This window comes from Aeribacillus sp. FSL K6-1305 (assembly GCF_038050115.1).
Classification (GTDB): domain Bacteria; phylum Bacillota; class Bacilli; order Bacillales; family Aeribacillaceae; genus Aeribacillus; species Aeribacillus composti.
Map to the genome: position 1 here is coordinate 133904 of NZ_JBBOQV010000001.1, position 18594 is coordinate 152497.

General features: G+C 40.9%; 15 protein-coding genes and 2 pseudogenes. 9 read left to right on the forward strand and 8 right to left on the reverse strand.

Annotated elements, in window-relative coordinates; all coding sequences use genetic code 11:
- The first annotated feature begins 69 nt into the window (after positions 1–69).
- Together NST97_RS00580 and NST97_RS00585 are read left to right on the forward strand one after the other, a co-directional pair.
- The gene (locus NST97_RS00580) at positions 70–996 is read left to right on the forward strand and encodes a dipeptidase (protein WP_066251054.1); all 927 of its coding nucleotides are present in this window, start codon (positions 70–72) and stop codon (positions 994–996) included.
- Between the two features lie 110 nt (positions 997–1106).
- The gene (locus NST97_RS00585) at positions 1107–1931 is read left to right on the forward strand and encodes an alpha/beta hydrolase (protein WP_341342793.1); all 825 of its coding nucleotides are present in this window, start codon (positions 1107–1109) and stop codon (positions 1929–1931) included.
- 700 nt (positions 1932–2631) lie between these two features.
- Here the strand turns inward: NST97_RS00585 and NST97_RS00590 are convergent.
- Both NST97_RS00590 and NST97_RS00595 read right to left on the reverse strand, forming a co-directional pair.
- Complete coding sequence (locus tag NST97_RS00590; RefSeq protein ID WP_341342794.1) at positions 2632–3189, reverse strand: DUF420 domain-containing protein; 558 nt, start codon at positions 3187–3189, stop codon at positions 2632–2634.
- Between the two features lie 383 nt (positions 3190–3572).
- Positions 3573–4850 (reverse strand): IS110 family transposase, encoded by a 1278-nt coding sequence (locus NST97_RS00595; RefSeq protein ID WP_341342795.1) that lies wholly within the window; start codon positions 4848–4850, stop codon positions 3573–3575.
- Positions 4851–5127: 277 nt separating this feature from the next.
- Here NST97_RS00595 and NST97_RS00600 point away from each other — a divergent pair, with 277 nt between their 5' ends.
- The gene (locus NST97_RS00600; protein WP_341342796.1) at positions 5128–5544 is read left to right on the forward strand and encodes a universal stress protein; all 417 of its coding nucleotides are present in this window, start codon (positions 5128–5130) and stop codon (positions 5542–5544) included.
- A 704-nt stretch (positions 5545–6248) separates the two neighbouring features.
- Here the strand turns inward: NST97_RS00600 and NST97_RS00605 are convergent.
- The gene (locus NST97_RS00605; RefSeq protein WP_094245495.1) at positions 6249–7640 is read right to left on the reverse strand and encodes a polysaccharide deacetylase family protein; all 1392 of its coding nucleotides are present in this window, start codon (positions 7638–7640) and stop codon (positions 6249–6251) included.
- 986 nt (positions 7641–8626) lie between these two features.
- On the opposite strand from NST97_RS00605, the gene NST97_RS00610 reads away from it, so the two are divergent.
- A complete protein-coding gene (locus tag NST97_RS00610; RefSeq protein ID WP_341342797.1) occupies positions 8627–9190 on the forward strand; it encodes an FAD-dependent oxidoreductase in 564 nt (187 codons plus the stop codon).
- Positions 9191–9494: 304 nt separating this feature from the next.
- A complete protein-coding gene (locus tag NST97_RS00615) occupies positions 9495–10076 on the forward strand; it encodes a cell wall hydrolase (protein ID WP_063389409.1) in 582 nt (193 codons plus the stop codon).
- A 703-nt stretch (positions 10077–10779) separates the two neighbouring features.
- Here NST97_RS00615 and NST97_RS00620 read toward each other — a convergent pair.
- Entirely contained in the window at positions 10780–11961 is a 1182-nt protein-coding gene (locus NST97_RS00620; RefSeq protein WP_339192808.1) for an IS701 family transposase, read from the reverse strand.
- 367 nt (positions 11962–12328) lie between these two features.
- Between NST97_RS00620 and NST97_RS00625 the strand changes: the two genes are divergently transcribed.
- Positions 12329–12712 carry a DUF4183 domain-containing protein gene (locus tag NST97_RS00625; protein ID WP_311067116.1) on the forward strand — a complete coding sequence of 128 codons (384 nt, stop codon included), beginning with the start codon at positions 12329–12331 and terminating at the stop codon, positions 12710–12712.
- Between the two features lie 75 nt (positions 12713–12787).
- Here the strand turns inward: NST97_RS00625 and NST97_RS00630 are convergent, their stop codons facing one another.
- Together NST97_RS00630 and splB are read right to left on the reverse strand one after the other, a co-directional pair.
- Entirely contained in the window at positions 12788–13150 is a 363-nt protein-coding gene (locus NST97_RS00630) for a DUF4183 domain-containing protein (protein ID WP_339199510.1), read from the reverse strand.
- A 135-nt stretch (positions 13151–13285) separates the two neighbouring features.
- Positions 13286–14302, reverse strand: coding sequence for a spore photoproduct lyase (gene splB, locus NST97_RS00635; RefSeq protein ID WP_339199512.1), 1017 nt, complete (start codon positions 14300–14302; stop codon positions 13286–13288).
- A 232-nt stretch (positions 14303–14534) separates the two neighbouring features.
- Between splB and NST97_RS00640 the strand changes: the two are divergent.
- Positions 14535–15097: pseudogene (locus NST97_RS00640) on the forward strand (FAD-dependent oxidoreductase).
- A 92-nt stretch (positions 15098–15189) separates the two neighbouring features.
- Here the strand turns inward: NST97_RS00640 and NST97_RS00645 are convergent.
- Positions 15190–15819: a transposase family protein gene (locus NST97_RS00645; RefSeq protein WP_339199515.1), complete on the reverse strand. Its 630-nt coding sequence runs from the start codon at positions 15817–15819 to the stop codon at positions 15190–15192.
- A 166-nt stretch (positions 15820–15985) separates the two neighbouring features.
- Between NST97_RS00645 and NST97_RS00650 the strand changes: the two are divergent.
- Both NST97_RS00650 and NST97_RS00655 read left to right on the forward strand, forming a co-directional pair.
- Positions 15986–16366, forward strand: a pseudogene (locus NST97_RS00650) (cell wall hydrolase); the annotation flags it as partial.
- Between the two features lie 344 nt (positions 16367–16710).
- Positions 16711–16869 carry a DUF1540 domain-containing protein gene (locus tag NST97_RS00655; RefSeq protein WP_339199517.1) on the forward strand — a complete coding sequence of 53 codons (159 nt, stop codon included), beginning with the start codon at positions 16711–16713 and terminating at the stop codon, positions 16867–16869.
- 82 nt (positions 16870–16951) lie between these two features.
- Here the strand turns inward: NST97_RS00655 and NST97_RS00660 are convergent, their stop codons facing one another.
- Entirely contained in the window at positions 16952–18397 is a 1446-nt protein-coding gene (locus tag NST97_RS00660) for an N-acetylmuramoyl-L-alanine amidase (protein ID WP_339199520.1), read from the reverse strand.
- Positions 18398–18594 lie beyond the last annotated feature (197 nt).

The window sequence follows — 18594 nt, forward strand, 5'->3', positions numbered from 1 at the left end:
TGATCGTATAAGCCTGCAAGAAATCTTTCCTGCCAGGCTTTTTTTTATCATAAAAAACAGGGGGAAAACATGAATATTATTGATCTTCATTGTGATGCGCTGATGAAGCTGGCGAATGCTAAAGGAAAGCTGAAGTTTGCTAACGCCTCGTATTTGGATACGAATAAACAAAGATTGATCAAAGGTAAAATTAAGGTTCAATGCTTTGCCGTCTTTATCGATCAAAAAATAAAAACTGAATACAAATTCCAAGCGGCGCTTGAACAAATCGATCTGTTTTTTACAGAAGTGCTTGGAAACAATCCGGAAATGAAGCAAATAAAGGATTGGTCTGATTTTTATAAGCTTGAGGAACATGAAATTGGGGCGATGCTGACTCTCGAAGGTGTTGATGCGATTGGAGGAGATCTCTACAAACTTCGACTTCTTTATCAGCTGGGAGTTCGATCGGTTGGATTGACATGGAATTATGCCAATCTGGCAGCTGATGGAGCACTTGAAGAACGAGGCGCTGGTGTAACAGCATTTGGCAAGGAAATCATAAAAGCAAACAATGAGCATCGAGTTTTCACTGATGTCTCCCATTTATGCGAGCGTGCGTTTTGGGATGTAATCGAGCTTGCGGATTATCCGATTGCGACCCATTCAAACGCCCGCGCCTTATGTGATCATCAGCGCAATTTAACCGATGAACAGGCAAGGGCAATGTTTCAAAAAGGCGGTACCATTCACATCGTGTACGCCCCCCAATTTTTAACAACTAATGATCAGGCAGCAATCAAAGATGTAATCAAACATATCGACCATTTTTGCATGCTAGGTGGAGTGAAACAAATCGGACTTGGCTCTGATTTTGACGGAATTGAGCAAAAAGTAATAGGATTGGAAGATGCGGCAAAAACACAAAACTTGATCAATGAACTGCTGAAATATTATAATGAGGACGAAGTGAAAGGATTTGCGTATCAAAATTTTCTCAATCATTTACCGAAATAGGTGCAAAAGCAAACTGTTAAGATTGCTTTTTTTTTGAGTTTAAATCCCCAAAAACATACTTGACTTATCGGAATTATAAACATTATAATAAAAAAAACGAACGATTAAAGGTGGTTAATTTTATGGAAAAAATGTACTATATTCCGAGCCAACAGGCATCGTTAGCTGCCACATTGCATATACCGAACGCTCCATCTAAAAACGAAAAATTTCCGGTTGTTGTTATTTGTCACGGTTTTGTAGGAAGCCGAATAGGTGTCAACCGATTGTTCGTCAAAGCAGCCAACCATTTTGCTTCGCTCGGCTTTGCCGTTTTGCGGTTTGATTACGAAGGCTGCGGCGAAAGCAGCGGTATTTACGGAACTTATGGCCTCGACCGCTTTATTGAACAAACGATTCATGTTATCGATTTTGTTGAAAAGCTTCCTTTCATTGACAAACATGAATTATATTTGCTTGGCCATAGTTTAGGAGGAGCAGTGGCGACACTCACAGCTGTACGGGATGACCGCGTGAAAAATTTGGCGATTTGGGGAGCGGTCGGTCGGCCATTTGAAGATATAGCGGCCATAGTTGGAAAGGAAGGTTTAGAAGAAGCAGAATCAAGCCAATATGTTGATTATGAAGGCTATTCCTTAACGAAAACATTTTTCCGCTCGCTTGAACAGTACACACCTTTACAAGAGGCAAAATCGTTTACAGGTGACGTATTCGTTGCCCACGGAACAGAAGATGAAGTCATTTCTCCTTCTTATGCTTGCCTGTATGAAAAAAGCTTCAAAAAAAGGGCTAACAGCGTTGAAAAATCACTCATTATCGGCGGAAACCATACATTTTCGTCTATTCGTCATTCAACCGAATTGTTTCAACAAACAGGAGAATGGCTTGAACGGCAAAGAAAGTTAAACGATGATCGAAAAAAAAAGATTATTTAATGAAAGAGTTTCTAAACGAAAAATAAGGTTGACCGGACAGCTCGGTCAACCTTCTTTTTGTGCGCCCGGCATGTATATGAACTATAGGGTGTAAGTCCCGAACCCCGAAGACAGAAGTAGAGGTTAGCTCAACGAAAGGGTGTCCGTGGTGACGCGGAATCTGAAGGAAGCTGGAGGCAAAACACCGGTCCGAGGAACACGAACCTCATATAAGGCTAGGTATGATTGAGTGAGTTTGCAAAACAAAACAAAGCTCTTTCTGTCGAAGGTCATATCGAGTAAATGAGGCGGATAGATGGTGTGAAAGTGCATGTACTTACCCGGGGAGGTCTGGTGGATATGTGAAGTACGCTTCATAACCTACTTAGTGATAAGTAGCTGAACCGTCAGAAGTCAGCAGAGGTCATAGTATTAGTTGGTCTAGAACAACTAAGAAGGACCGAACAATTAAGAGAGAATAGCCCTTGGCATTCAGTGAGTCATGATGAACACAGAAAACGTAGTACCTCACTTGAGGGAGGAAGCGGTGAATCCCGTGGGAGACCTCTTGGAGGGTGGAGTGACCACTGGCATAAAGAGAACAGCTATTCACGGAAGTTATGAAAACTTGCGTCAATTATCTTAATTGAACTGCCGTATACGGAACCGTACGTACGGCGGTGTGAGAGGACGGGAGTTAATCGCTCCCTCCTACTCGATTTTAATAATAAGGAGAAATCAAGATGTATACAAGAACACCAGTAAATGAGACGTATAGCCAAATCGGCATCGCCCAGCGAACAATTTTCCGGTGTTTTTCTACCTGTCTTGACATTCCCCAGAAAAAGGCAAACAATGCAAGCGGAACAATGACGGCTGCTAATATACTATGGGAAGTAAGAATAAATAAATAAAATGTTTTCATAAATCCTTCGCCGCCATAACGGGTCGGTTCAGATTGCAAAAAATGATAGGTTAAATAAGAAATACAAAATAAGGTGGTCGTTGTAAACGCTGCGATGATAAAGTTCCTGTGTACTTTGATATTTTTCTTTTTAATTGCATAAAGAGCAGCGAGCAGAAAGACGAACGTAAAGCTGTTAAAAATCGCATTAAGTCTTGGGAAAATCGTCAAATCAAAATGGACTTCGCCTCGATATCCGATTGGAGAGAAAAATAACAGTAAAATAACGGCATTTATAATAACTGAGAGTGTCACAACAATGCCGGTGTAATTTTTTTTGTTGTAAGGCTGTTCATAGTTTTGAATGGAGTCCATTTTTTTCCTCCCTCTATAAATGTTGATATATCAACGGATGTAGCCGTTTCAGGGGTGTCAAAAAAATATTTTTCGACAAAGTTTCTAACATTATTTCTTAAATATGTGTATATCTTACATTGACTGGGTACGCTTCGCGGCCACTACTGGTTAAATTTGGTTGTAGTGGGGGAAGCGTATGGGATGCACCGTGGATCTCTGCATCGCTGATGATGACGAACCCTCCCATGTCTCTTGGCATCCTTGTGCCTACATTCCTTCGTTCGGTCTAGTCATCAGGCAGAGGCCGGCTAAGCTCCTTTAGGGACTCAAGGTCGAATGGATGATATCGCGCCAGCTTCTCCGTGTCATCCTTGTTGTCTAGAGAATCGAGACTATAGGCATCAAGCAGCCGTTTCGAGGCCAAAGATGTCCTGCATCATTCGCTTCGCATCGAACGCTTGGTGCTTCGTACATACAGCGTGCAATACCTTCAATAATTTTCCGCATAACACCACAATCGATTGCTTCTTCCGCAACGGATTATCAGGACGTGTCGTGTAATAGTCGTGCAGCTGCCGAAACGCTTCGTTGTGGCGGATCATCGGCATCATCACGCGGAAGAGGAGGGCGCGCAACCGCCTTCTTCCACGCTTGGAGATCCGTTTTTGCCCTTTGTGTTGGCCGGAGGAATGTTCCCGCAGCGTCAGGCCCGCTAATTTGATAAGCTGCCGCGGATCCTGATAATGGGAGAAACTCCCGATCTCTGATAACAATTCTACGATGGTCGCATCGCCTAAGCCCGGAACGGTCTTCAACCATTCGTACTCGACCGATGTCTGTACGAGTTCAATCAGCTGTTCTGTCAATGCCTCGATCTCTTTTTCCAGCTGGCGATATCGGCGGACAAGCGTGGCGATTTCGATACGGGCCATCTGTTGTCCTTCCGTTACGCCAATGGAGTGTTGGGCCAATTCCATCAACTTCTTCGCTTTCGGCTTTTGTGGCGATTGTAATCCCTCACTTTGCCGGTAAAGGGCCAGCACCTCTTCTAGTTCTTTTCCTGCCAGATCACTCGGAAATGGCGTATATTCCAGCACCGCGAGCGCCATTTTCCCAAATGACGGGAAGACTTGGGAAAACTCCGGAAAATATCGATCAAGCCAGCGAATCATTTGATTTCGAATCGCTCCCTGTTCTTCCACCAATTTGGAGCGAAATGTCGCTCCCACGCGCAGCTCCGCCTCCATCCCTTTCAGAATACGCGGATAGCTGAATCGGCCGTCTTTCACTAACCGGGCAATGACGAGCGCGTCTTTCGCATCATGCTTGGTTGGAAGGTTATCGTCCAGCTCTTTGGATCGCTTCACGTGCATCGGGTTTGTCATGACGAGAGGGATGCCTTTCTCATCAAGAAAATAGGCGAGATTCAGCCAATAATGTCCCGTTGGCTCGATGCCAACGATCACTTCCGTTTTTTCAAATTCCTCCATGGCTTCCACGATGCACTGGTACAACCATTCCAACCCTTCTCTGGATTGCGGAACGGGAAACGATTTTTTTAGCACCCTCCCTCGCTCATCCACAAAGCAGGCATAATGCTTCTTTTTCGCGATATCCATGCCAACGACGAGCGTTTGATCGGTGACTTGATTAATCTTCTTGTTTGAGATAGAATTCATGTATAGTCCTCCTTGGTATCCAAATTAGGGGTCAATTCGTGCGATTGACACCCCCGAATCATACCAAGAGGGCTTTTTTTATTCAAGTCCCCGAAAAAACTTCTAACAGGAATGCTCCTAACATAAATTTTCTCATTGTATATTTTATCATTTTAAAATGGATTTAAAAGTGACAAAGTGGTGAAAATCGAAATTTTGACAAATCTCTACTTAAATTCTAGAAAAATTTTGATAAAATGGAAATAAAGAAAAAATAGTTCTTTTGGAGGGGATGAGGATGTACAAAAAAATATTAGTTCCTATGGATGGATCTGCCCATTCTACACGCGCGCTTGAGCATGCTGTAAAACTTGCCAAAACAGTTGGGTCTGAAAAAATCACGATTTTGCATGTCAATAATTTAAGATTTACAGAGCAGTATTATTTTGTTGATATTTCCAAATTAATTGATGAAGAGAACGAAGCGATTTTAAAACCAGCGATTGAATTCCTTACTGAAAGCAACGTCCCGCATGAAACACATATTTTCCAAGGAGAGCCAGCAACAATTATTACGGATTATGCAAAAGAACATGAGTATTCCATCATTGTAATGGGAAGTGCAGGAAAAGGCGCGCTTAAAGCAACGTTGTTGGGAAGCGTCAGCCGAAAAGTAGCTCAAGAGGCTCACTGTCCAGTCTTAATCATTAAATAAAAATAAGAAATTTGTCCATTTTAGTTTACATACGAGCTAAAATGGGCTTTTTTTGTTTGCTATAAAGTGAAAGGGAGAAATTGTTCAAAGCTTTTGATCATTACTGGATAGGATGAAATGAAGAGGGGATAGGCACTGCAGAGAATAACAATATGCCTTAAATTACAGCAGAAGCTGTTTTGGGAATACTTTACAATTGCTGTGGCAAGAAAGGCGGTTTGCGGCATGCACTGCCCATGAATAACAGCAATATAAACGTATTTGTGCATTAAATGAAAAACGTAGAGCAGCGACGTCTGGTTTATAAGCAATCAACTTTCTACAAGGAAAAGCAAATCAATTGCTCTATTGTGTACATCAATCGGCACCAGCTGTTACGACTTGACAAAAGAAAGGGACCCAAAATGCTGACCTTTTTGGATCCCTGCTTTTATGGCCAAAAATGAGTGCAAACGTTAAAATACTGGAACATCTTTTTATGGGAATCGCTTTAAAATCCCTTTTCCTTTTCACACATTTCCACTGCAAAGCTTCTTTAGCAGGACAGATCATTTTTTTCATTAAAATAGGCATCAAACGTTTCAGCTTTCAAAATTTCTGTTGAACGTTTCCATAGATTTGGGAAGCGGATCGCATTCAACACTATAAGAATAGGCATTGTATGCATTTAATATTTCGGTCGCCAACTGCATGTGACGAGGATTTCATTTTTTTGATATCTCTGATACAGTTACAAACTCATAACCTTGTTGTTTTAAATATGGCAAGATTAGCTTCAATGCCTCTACTGTGGATGAATGAATATCGTGCATTAAAATGATGGAACCGTTTTTTGTCTTGGCTTGAACGATTTTAAGTACTTTTTTTGGGTCATCCGTTTTCCAATCTAATGTATCTACAGTCCATAGAATGATAGGCTTTTCAATAGCTGATCTGACCTTTTGATTAACAGCCCCATATGGAGGGCGGACGCAATTCGCTTTTAAGCCCGATGCCTTGAAAATTTCTTGATCGGTCATATTTATTTCTTCAAGTATTTTCTCTTTTTTTAAAGTTGTAAAATCTTTATGGCTAAAGCTGTGGTTGCAAATTTCATGTCCTTCCGAACCTATTCTTTTTACAATATTAGGATAAAAATTAACTCTTTGACCAATCACAAAAAAAGTGGCTTTTGCATGATACGATTTTAATAAATCCAAAATTTCTGTTGTATATTTTGGGTGAGGGCCGTCATCAAATGTTAGAGCAACTATTTTTTTGCTTTTGATCGGCTCGTCTTTTTGGATGGGAGGTTTTTTCGGCAATGGTTCTGCTTTTTTTGGTTTGTTTTCTTCCATCCATAATCGCTTCCGCCACTCCTCTGTCAATAACTCTTTTCCTTTCGTTAAAGGAATGGAAATTTCAGGACTTTCAGCACCTTCTGTTACTTCATTGCTATGAAACTTGAAAACAATGAATTTGTTTGTCAAATAAATATTGGAAAAATCGTTATATGGGTGATTGAGCCACTTGTTAAGCTTCTTTTTGCTAAAGCTTTTTTTATATTTTTTTGATTGAAGAAACTGGTCAGTCAATTGAACATGCAGCTTTTCTTTTGTTTTTTCATCGATTTCAAGAATGTCTTGGCTGTTTATAAAACGTTCTGCTGCCAAATCGACTATGAAGATTTTAAAGTCTTTACTTTCTTTTTCCCCATCTGAATGGCTTTCCGAAGTAAAAACAAAAGAATAGACGCTGTCTGTGACCGGATAGAGGCGAAAAGTCAGAGAAAAATTCGACGGATCTTTAAACAAGCGCCATTTTTGGGATTGAATTTGTTCGTGAAACCGTCTTTTCTCTTCTTTGACGTAAGACTGGATGGATGCATTCAGTTTGCTGCTTTGAAATCTCGGATAGTGTATGGCGGAATGGAATTCTTTTTTATCCTCAATATCTGAAATTAAGTCAACTCCATCATATTGCGATTTTTCTATTTGTTTGCTTCCATTTGCTGGGACAGACTGTACCCTTAATGTTTTGTAATAAAAAGACATTAAAAAAATGAAAATGATCGAAATGAAAACGATGCCGCTTATTTTCCATACAAACGATTTCACTAATGTTCACTGCCTTCTTTAAATAAATGCCGTATGTAAAATGTCAACGAATATAGAGTACTATCAGGATGAAAAGATGTCAAAGCCGTTTTCCATTTTTAATAAATTTTTTTAAAATTAGCTTTTATCTCCATCCATTTTTCGCATAGTATTCCTTGAGAAATTCGAAACATCGCCATAAATATATTGTGTCAGTCCGTTTTCTTGAGCTTGATTCATATACTTGATGATTCTTTATCTTCTTGTCATTTCATTCTTGCTTCGGTTTGGATATGCGCTTCACCAATCTTTTTTGAAAGCTTCGTAAAGAGGTATGGATCTAGTGTAAATGTTAGTTGTCGTTCGAAACCTTTATCTCAACCTGTTTCGTGACGATCTAGCGGTGAATAAAGAAGCCGAGAGAATGCGTAAAATATTTATCAAATATTCAAGATGTTGAATGGTCGAGTTGCTGCTATCAGAGCCGTTGTAATGTTCATTTCATAAATAAATTATTTGTTGCTAAACGAAAGCTTCCCTATTTTTTTCAAGTAAATGATGATTTATTCCATTCTAGAAGTTTCCAACTAATATATTTAGACGCTCTTTCTTTAATATATGGTTCAGTCTGCTGAAAAAATTCACCTGAATTTGCATAATATCGTTTGTAATGTCAATCGCCAAAGGAGTGTCATATACTGACTTTCATGTTTTTCTTCCTCCGGCGGACTTATGTAGCAGTTTTGTGGAACATTGCACATTGGGGTGTCGGAAGACGCATAGCGAATTTTAATAGCGTTTTTTACTGTATTCTGAAAATAGATCAGTTGGGGATAAGCGGTTTTACTTCGGGATCTCCAGCCTACAAAGGTTTTATATTCAGCTGGAGAAGGGAGATCATATATGGATTTTTTAATTTTCAGAATTGGTAAGCAAGTTTCTTTACATTTTTTTTCGATTGCGCTTACAATGAAATTATAAACATTTTTGGCAAAGGAGGAGTTAAGATGTACGATGTGATTATTGTTGGTGCCGGTCCTGCGGGGGCAAGTGCTGCGTTGTTTACGGCGAAGGCTGGAAAGAAAACATTAGTTTTAGATCACGATAAGTCAATGACGAAAAGGGCATGGATCGAAAACCACTATGGTGTTTTGGAAATTACAGGTCCTGATTTAATTGATATTGGGAAAAAGCAAGCGGAAAAGTTTGGGGCAGAAATAAAAAACGAGCAAGTGGAAACAGTTGAAACAAAACAGGATGGACTTATCGTCAAAACCGATGGCGGTTCGTATGAAGCGAAGCATGTCATTTTAGCGACAGGAGTATTGACGGATTTAGCCGAGAAAATCGGATTAAAAACAAAAGACGGAACAGAGCCGCGCATCAAAAAAATATTCGATGTGGATCCAAATGGAAAAACAAATATTGACGGAATTTGGGCAGCAGGTACAGCTGCTGGCGTAAGCGTACATACAATCATTACCGCCGGTGACGGTGCAAAAGTGGCAATCAATGTCATCAGCGAGCTGAATGGCGAACGGTACGTCGATCATGATATATTGAAAAATTAATTTCAAAAAAGACAGGACATTCATTTGTCTTGTCTTTTTTTATGATTTAAAACTCGAATATAGGTGTAAGTCCAAAATATGTAAAACTTTATACCAATGGGAAATTGTTATGGAAAAATATCTCTTGTGCAGGGAGTTTCTAAAAGAACAAAGTACAGTGTATTCAGCAAAATGTTTCCAAAAGACATATGTAAACGCCGAACCTTTGCTGGAATATTTATGAATAATATGAAAAGATTTTTTAATGAATTCTAGATTAGAAGATGTTAGGGTAATAGAGAGCGAAAAAAAGGAGGTAGGATTTATGAAGAAAATAAAAAAATTCATCTTCTCCTCATTTATTGCTCTTGCTGCCATTGTTTTCACCGGACAAGGAAGTGAGGCAAGCGCTGCCTATTCGGTGAAAGAAGGAGATACACTCTGGAAAATTGGTCTAAAATACGGGGTTTCAGTTCAAAAACTAAAATCCGTTAACAATAAAACAACTGATGAACTATATGTTGGAGAAGAGTTGACTATTCCGCCAACTATCTCAGCAAGTGAAAAAGATTTATTGGCTAGATTAGTAGAAGCAGAAGCAAAAGGAGAACCATACGAAGGAAAAGTTGCGGTTGCCACTGTTGTACTAAATCGCGTAGACAGCCCTTTATATCCTGATACAATTACAGAGGTTATTTATCAAGATCGCCAATTTACTCCTGTAGCAAATGGAGAGATTAACAAGCCTGCAAGTGAGGAATCCAAAAGAGCAGTAAATGAAGCTTTGGCATTCCACGGTTTAGGTCAAGGCTCCCTATATTTTTATAATCCGAAAAAGACGGACGACCAATGGGTTCGAACTAAAAACACAACAATTGTGATAGGCGATCACGTCTTTGCGAAATAAGGAAGCTGCCGCAGATAGGCAGCTTTCTTTTTTGGTGCGCCCGGCATATGTGTAATCTAGGGTGAAAGTCCCGAGCTGCGAAGGCAGAAGTAGCAGTTAGCTTAACGCAAGGGTGTCCGTGGTGACGCGGAATCTGAAGGAAGCGAGCGGCAAACTTTGGGTCTCTCGGAACACGAACTTCATATGAGGCTAGGTATCACTGGGTGAGTTTGCACAACAAAACAAAGCCCTTTCTGCCGAAGGTGATACAGAGTAAATGAAGCAGATGGATGGAAGGAAAGATTACACTCTTACCCGGGGAGGTCTGGCTGGCACGCCAAGTAACCTTGGTAACCTATCGAGTAATCGATAGCTGAACAGTCAGAAGTCAGCAGAGGTCATAGTACTCTTTCGAACTCGAGACGAAAGAGGAAGGACTGAACAATTAGGGAGAACGAAACACTAGGCGTTCATCTTCTGTGTGGAAGCAGACAATCCGACAGGACTTACTTGAAGGAGGAAGTGGTGAGTCCCACGGGGGACTTCAAGAGGGGGGAGCAGAAAATGGCACAAATAGAAGAATTCGTTCACGTGGAGAGGATATCTATGTTGATGGACATGATTTTGTCACGGGAGAATCTCCTGGCGTTTTATTTTATATGCTGTAGATGAGCAATTTTCATAATAATAATTACCATACCAAAAGAGACAAACAGGGTACCCCTTATGCCACATGGAGCTGTTTTTTGACAACATCAATGGGAATATCTTGCTTCGCTGCATGGTAAATGAACTCGACGAGACTATGCCCTTTCTTCGTTCGGAGAAGATCAAGCCCAGTAGAGAAATCCCGGTTGGACTCGACCATACTGTACACATAAGCGAGTTGCACCAAGATCCAATACCGTTTCACCGCCCGACGTTGACGAACGCGGTACCCATCGAGCTTCAGCTGGTCTTTCGCTTGTCGAAAAAAGCATTCGATCGACCAACGCTGGGCATAGTAGCGCAAGATCTCTTCATCGCTTAGCTCCCGGTCGGTGCTCAAGACGCAGTGAAGATGTTCGGGTGTCATCGGCTGATCGGCTTTCCAAGCCAACAACACAACGGCATCATCGAGACCTTTCAGCGATCCCTCGTAGCGATACACGCGATAACGCTCTTCTCCCACCGTGACGAGATGGGTGTCGTTCGGTTCGATATAGCGGGCAAACTGTTTGGCTTGGATGGCGATGCCTTTCGGATAGAGAATCCGGTTCGTTTTGAGCATCGCGATGACGTGAAATCCTTTTTTCAGACAGGCTTCCACGAGCGCTTGCGATGGATACCACGAATCCATCAGCACATAAACGGGACGGCGTACATCCAAAGAAGAAAGCATCTCGATCGCGAGTTCCCCCTTGCTTTTCCCAGCCGCCTTGTCGTAGAGGCGGAACGCAAAGGGAAAAGCCTGGGTCATCGTATGAACCATGAGCCAAACAAGAGAATGTCCCCAGATCGACTTTTTCTCTGTGTGAGAATAGTGCCAATCACACCCTTGAATGGCGTGCGTTGCCCGTGACGAAGGCTTGATTTTTTGGCAAATCGTATCATCGATCGAAACAAAAAGGGGTTGATTTTTCTGTTTGGCGATCCGTTCGACACGATGAAGCATCCATTGCTGGAGTTTGCCAAGCAGCGTCTCTTCATCCCAAGGGCTTTTCGTGAAAAAATGGCTGAGTGTCGTTCGATGATTGGGGTGAAAGCTCCAATGATGAAGATCGGTCAACGTTCCAGAAAAGCCTTTCGTGATCATCGCATCCACGATATGAACGAGATGCTTCATGACAGGTTTTGAAAAATAAAGTGCCAACCCCAACATCGTGAAAAACTTGTGGATTCCTTGATGATGTGCTAATCTATTCATGAGACATGAACCTCCTTGTGTGAATGGTTTGTTGGCACATCTATTCTAACCAAGGAATCGGGTTCATGTCTCCTTTTTTGTTTCGATGTAAATTTATGTTAGTGATTTTGCTCATCTACTGTTATATGAAGAAAAGTTCGGAAAAAGTGACAATGTTTTGACGAATCTAAAACTGAAATATTTTGCTGCTTTATAATCACTATTGCCATTCGCTGAAGCAAGAGCAATTAATAAAAAAGCCCTTGAATTTTCCATTGGAGCCCTTAAAAATAGGGAATCGGCTATACATAGAATTTATGTATTTGTCTATAGCTTCCGCCGCATTTTTACATACGATGAAATAGATCGTATGAAGGGAGGGGTTTGATTGGCTCTGCAATTAATGAAATTGGTTGTCACTGCGTCCACAACAACGAATGTCGTTCCTCAAGATCAAAGATTTTTCTACGTCACGACTGCAGAGACTGCTCCGGGAAGTACGCTCACCATTGATGCAGCCAGCTTTTTTCAAGATGATGGTTCAGCTGTTACAGAATTGCCTGCACTGGCAGCTAACAACAGTTATTATAATGTTTATGTCAACGGAGTGCTTCAAATGGGCGGACTAAGTACGTATACGCCGGGAGCAACGACGGTCGGTTCGCTTGCGATCAATGTGCCTGCAGGTGGAGATCCAATTTTAGCTGACACGCCAATTGTACTGGAAGTGGTCAATTATTCACCTCAATCGACAACTGTTGTGTCAGCTTAACAAAATCAGGATCCGAAAGTCCTTCTTTTGGATCCTGATTTTTTTATCCCGTGCAGGCATCACCTATTTCCTCAATTATAAATATATGGAAATAAATTCCAAAATAATAGGAACACCTTTTTGCGGGACATCGCTTGATTTTAATCTTAACATTCCTTTTTTCACTTCATAAATGTTCGGCGGTTGTAAAACACCGTTAATGAAAAGCCGGATATAGGATACATCTTTTGGATCCAAGATCCCTTTATTCGTAAATTCTTTGATTTGATCGGCGTCCGTATAAACGGTCTTTTTTCCATCAGCTAAAGCATAATAGTAAAATGTTTCAGCTTTTAAAGGCTTTTGTTTCATATGAAGCCGAACGTTCATGTGGAGGCGGGAGGCGGAACGGACCCAATCATATAAAACGGGAACATCGATTGTGTGATTTTCCTTCATATTTGTATCACCTCGTAAACTGTTTGTTTTATCATATGTTCGTTCAAGAAAAGGTGAGCTAGCAAAAGAAAATGTTTTTGTTGAATTAACCATTTCTGACCGTCGATTTAAAAAAGGTTTGTATTCCTTACAGTTTTACGTAAAGTATTCGATGATGGCGTTAGGAAAATAATAGTGAATATATTGTTCCATCATCTCTTTCAGCTCCCTTTCCTCTTCTGTTTGATAAACATATTTGCCAATTCCATACCGCCCCCACTTGTATTTTCTTTTTTTCTCATCCATTTCCAGTTTCGTTTTTGGATACCTTGCTTCGATAACTTTTTTGGCAGGTTTCGTGAATCGGTGTTGAATCAATTCAAATGTTAAGTTATCGTCTTCGATTACGTCACCCAGTTTTTTGAATAATTTTCTATATCCTTCTTTCCATCCATCATGCCGATATAGCGGAGCAACAACAAAACCGATAGGATATCCTGCTTTTGCGACTTTCAAAGCGGCGCTGATTCTTTCATCCAATCTTGATGTTCCCGGCTCCAGATGACGAATGACCCAATCGCTGTTGATGCTGAATCGGAAGCGGGTGTTGCCGTTATGTTTGGCATCCAATAAATGGTCTACGTAATGATATTTCGTTGTAAACCGCAATCTCCCCAGCTTTGTTTCTCCAATAAATTCGATCGCTTTTTTGAGTGAATGTGTTAAATGATCTATCCCGACGATATCAGACGTACACGAAGCTTCAAATCTGGTTATTTCTGGAACTCTCTCTTCTATATACTGTTTAGCTTGCTGAAAAATTTCCTCTAAATTTACATAAACGCGAATGTAGGGTTTGCTTCCTAACGTTGTTTGCAAATAGCAGTAATGGCAATGCCCCATGCACCCGGTTGCCAGTGGAATGGCGTATTCGGCAGAAGGCTTGCTCGTATCAAATTTCAATGTTTTTCGAACCCCGATGACTAAAGTCGACTTCGCATTGCGGTATTTCTGGAGAGGTGTTTCTCCGGGGATATTACGCACTTGATTGTGGGAAGTTGTATAGCGAATGTCGATTCCCATTTTTTCGAATTTTTCTTTCCATTCCACTCCAAGCGGGTATTCAAGGGCTCTTGGTTCAATGTATACGAGTTGTGGAATAAACGGCTTCATGATCAATCACCTCTATGTTATTATGCCGATATTCCTTCCGTTTTACTGATTTTCACGAGATTTTATCCCGTCCTCTTTTCAAACTGCTTGCGGAAATAATAAAATGTTGAGAGGGCGATTCATACAAAAGCGGTTCCCCTGCAAGGAAAAGGCAGATGAAGATCTTTACAATTCGTTTTAATTACGCTTACGATGGAAATACAATAGTTATCCTAAAAGGGGGAATTGCAACATGTATGATGTAGTCATTGTCGGGGCTGGTCCTGCGGGTGCAAGCGCCGCTTTGTTCACGGCAAAAGCCGGTAAAAAAACGCTTGTGTTGGACAACGATAAATCCGTGACGAAACGAGCTTGGATTGAAAACCATTATGGGTTATGGAAATTTCTGGACCTGATTTAATTGAAACAGGGAAAAAACAAGCGGAAAAATTCGGTGCGGAGATTGTGGCAGAAAATGTGGAGACAATTGAAAAACAAGCGGAAGAGCTTGTATTCAAGACGGAAAAAGGATCCTATGAAACGAAACACGTCATATTAGCTACAGGAGTACTGACTGATTTAGCTGACAAAGTCGGGCTAAAGACAAAAGACGGGACTGAACCCCGCATTAAAACAATATTTGATGTCGATGCACTAGGGAAGACAAACGTTGACGGAATTTGGGCTGCGGGTACAGCTGCAGGTGTCAGCGTTCATACGATCATCACTGACGGCGACGGCTTCAAAGTTGCGATCAATGTTATTAGTGAGCTGAACGGCGAGCGTTACGTCGACCATGATGTTTTGGAAAAATGAATAAAAAGGAATGAGGACAAGGCATCAAGCGACTTTGTCCTTTTTTATTTCATTGCAAAAGCGAACTTACCTACCAAAGCGATTCTTCTTTCTCAACAAAAGAACAAACAAATGGATACAACAGCCAACCAGCGAAGGAAAGCAGCAAAAATAAGGCAATTGTGTACTGGAAAGGGAGCCCGAATGCTTGCAGCAAAAGCGGAGGCGACACAACTGCCATTCCGTTGATGTTCCATACCAAGCACACTCCCGGTTTGGGTATCCATAAGAACTGTTTCATATCGGTGACCCTTTCGGACAGCGATCTCATCAAGGCTAAGGATTAATTCATTGTTTTCTAAAACACTTTCAAGAGTTTCTAAATGCTCCTTCTCTTTTTCTTTAGCAACGGAATAAAATATTCTTTCAACGGTTGTATAAGGTATTTTTTCCTTTCGACTCACTTCTTGGATAGTAGAGCCAATGCACATTTCGTACAGATATTCTCTGTACCGATTGGTCTGATGCTTATTAGGACTGATAGATTCAAATGTTTGTGAAAATACCTCATTACAGTTGTGACAACGGTATCTATACACTCTGACAAATAAGAAAAGGGGCTTACCTAATACGGACAAGTCACGAACCTTTCTTGTCCGCCAGTCATGGACATGACTAGAAAAAAAACCGCAGTAAGAACAGCGTTCTTCTGTAGTATTTTCTCGACATGTAACAAATTGCAATCTTCAAGAAACACTTGTTTAACAACTTCAAATTCTGGCAAATCTAGTGATACGGAAAACACTTTAGAACCTCCTGTTATGTTAAGTGACGCTAACATTATTGCCAGGAATTCGTGAGTGTTTTCCTTATTTTTTGGGTTAAATCACAAAATGTGGTGATGAATCTGAAAAATTAATTATTCCAGAGACCATCACTGAACAGGAAAAAGATTTTCTGGCAAGATTAGTAGAAGCGGAAGCGAAAGGGGAGCCTTATAAAGGAAAAGTTGCTGTTGCTACGGTTGTGTTGAACAGAGTGGAAAGCAGCCTCTATCCGGACACAATTACAGAGGTTATTTATCAACCCGGACAATTTACAACTGTGCAAAACGGGGAAATTTACAAGCCGGCCAGTAAAGAATCTAAAAAGGCCGTTCATGAGGCCTTGGCTTTCCAAGGGTTGGGAAGAGGATCCCTTTATTTTTACAACCCTGAAAAAACTGATGATCAATGGGTGCGCTCCAAGTCAATAACGACTGTGATCGGTAATCACATTTTTGCCAAATAAAAGAAAGCCGCCGCAAATGGCGGCTTTTGTCATTCCAAATCACTAAATGAATGTTGCGGATGAATGAAATTGCATGGCGAATGGAGGACTGAGGCGTTACAAATGTTTGCATTTTCTTTTTCTGAGGCACCTTTTGGTATGGAGCAGATCACCTTGCTTGTCCATCGACAAAATAAATCGAATTTTGGCTTAAAATGACATGATAATCATGAATTCATTAAACAGCCAACAAAACATGCAAAAACGATTGTCTTTGCGGTTCGAAATATTGCCATGGACATTTCACAACCAACAAGTATCAAATCACTTTCCAAAGGAAAATATATAACTGGGAGGTGACAAACATGGCGCAGGACGTTTTGTGTGAGGTAAATAACTGCAAATATTGGGCGGAAGGGAATAAATGTGCAGCTGATGCCATTTATGTCGTAAGTCATTCAGGAAAAACGGCAAAAAATCAAAAGGAAACTGATTGCAAGACGTTTGAACCAGAAACATTTTAATAAAATAGAGAGCCGGAAGTTGGCTCTCTTTGTATTTTTGATAATCTTTTCATTTTTATACAACATCTTTTTGGAATTCAGATTATATTTGTTTGCTTATGGCTGATTGAGCAGCGTTCAATTGTTGAATTGCAAACTGCAAAATGGATAGGTAAATGGATAAAATCATTTCTCCGTAACGGCTGCCGGGAACGGCCCACTTCCCATTTAAATCTTTCCAGGTCGGGGCAGAACCTCGTTCCACATAAATAAATCTGGGATCGACAAGGGGGAACCCGGCTGGAAGAGGCTTCGTTGTGGCGTATGCATATAAATGTTGAAGATGGGCCAGAACCCCTTCTCTCGGAGTGGAAAAGCTTGCTCCTGTAACATTTGGACCGGTAGCTCCGATTCCGGCAAAATTGTTTTGATTGCGATTGACTACTCCCGTAAAACGGAAATAGTTCGTTTCATGAATTGCTTGTGCAAATGCGATGTCGCCGCGAATTCCGTAGGATTTGCTTAATTGTTCATACAAATCGCCCAGCTGAGGTGCGCTAGGATTTGTTTTTCCTACATATAAATCCAAGATTGTTCCCGATACGAGCGTTTCTCCTAAAATAGGGATATCCCTTGAATCGGGAGAAGGGGTTTTCGGTTGAAGTGTTGATGAACGAGATGAATCTGTCTTTTGGCCTGATTGTGCCGTTCCTTGTTCTGCAGGAGTTAATATAAATGCATCCTTGTATCCTAATTGAACAAGCCTTGCCAACTGGTCTTTTGCATTTTGCAAATTTTTAAATGCCCCTGTTTGAACGCGGAAATAACTTGTTCCGTCCACCATCGCAGCGGAAAGGAAACTATCAACATTTTTTCCTTTCAGTTCATTTATCAGCTTTTCTGCATTTTCTCGGTTTTTAAAGGAACCGGCAATGACTTTGTACATCCTGCTACCTGCAGCTGGCGATGGCTGCGGAGTTGGGGTGGTGCGTGTCGACTTTTTGGGCAAATTAAGCGCTTTTCCGATTCCATCGGCTAAGCTTGCTGCATAGTCGCTCATAAAGTCAGACGATGTTAAAAGTTTGATGTCATTCGAATGGTCAATAAACAATGTTTCCAAAAGAACCGCAGGCATTTTTGTTTCTCTTAACACGTGAAAATTGGCGCTTTTTTTGCCCCGATCCTTTACGCTATATTTCGGACCGATAACGCTCATAATTTGATCATGGATGACGGACCGGTATTGGATCGTTCTTGGAGAGGCCCCTCCGTTATAAACATAGCTTTCAAAACCTGTTCCTCCGCCGGCATTAATATGAATGGAACAGAAAAAATCAACATTCTCTCGGTTAGCCATGGATGATCTTTCTGACAAACCGACTGTTCGATCGTCTGTGCGCGTCATGAGAACGTTGACTTGGTAATGTTCAAGTAAATGTTGTCTTGCCAAGAGGGCAATAGTCAACGTAAAATCTTCTTCCTCATAATTTCTATAGGTTGCGCCGGGATCGCTTCCTCCGTGGCCAGGGTCTAAAAGAACGGTTGTCACTGCAATATCCTCCTTCGTTTTCAAACATCCAATTCGCTTGTCTACAAATATTTTATTCAAGTAATGGAAAGGAAGTTCAAAAAAATTTTATTTTTAGCGAAAACTGTATCGAAATCCAAAACATTTAGGTCAATTTGTCGATTTTTTTCATTTTCTTCCTACCAGAATTCAATCAAATCATGTATAATACATTTCGT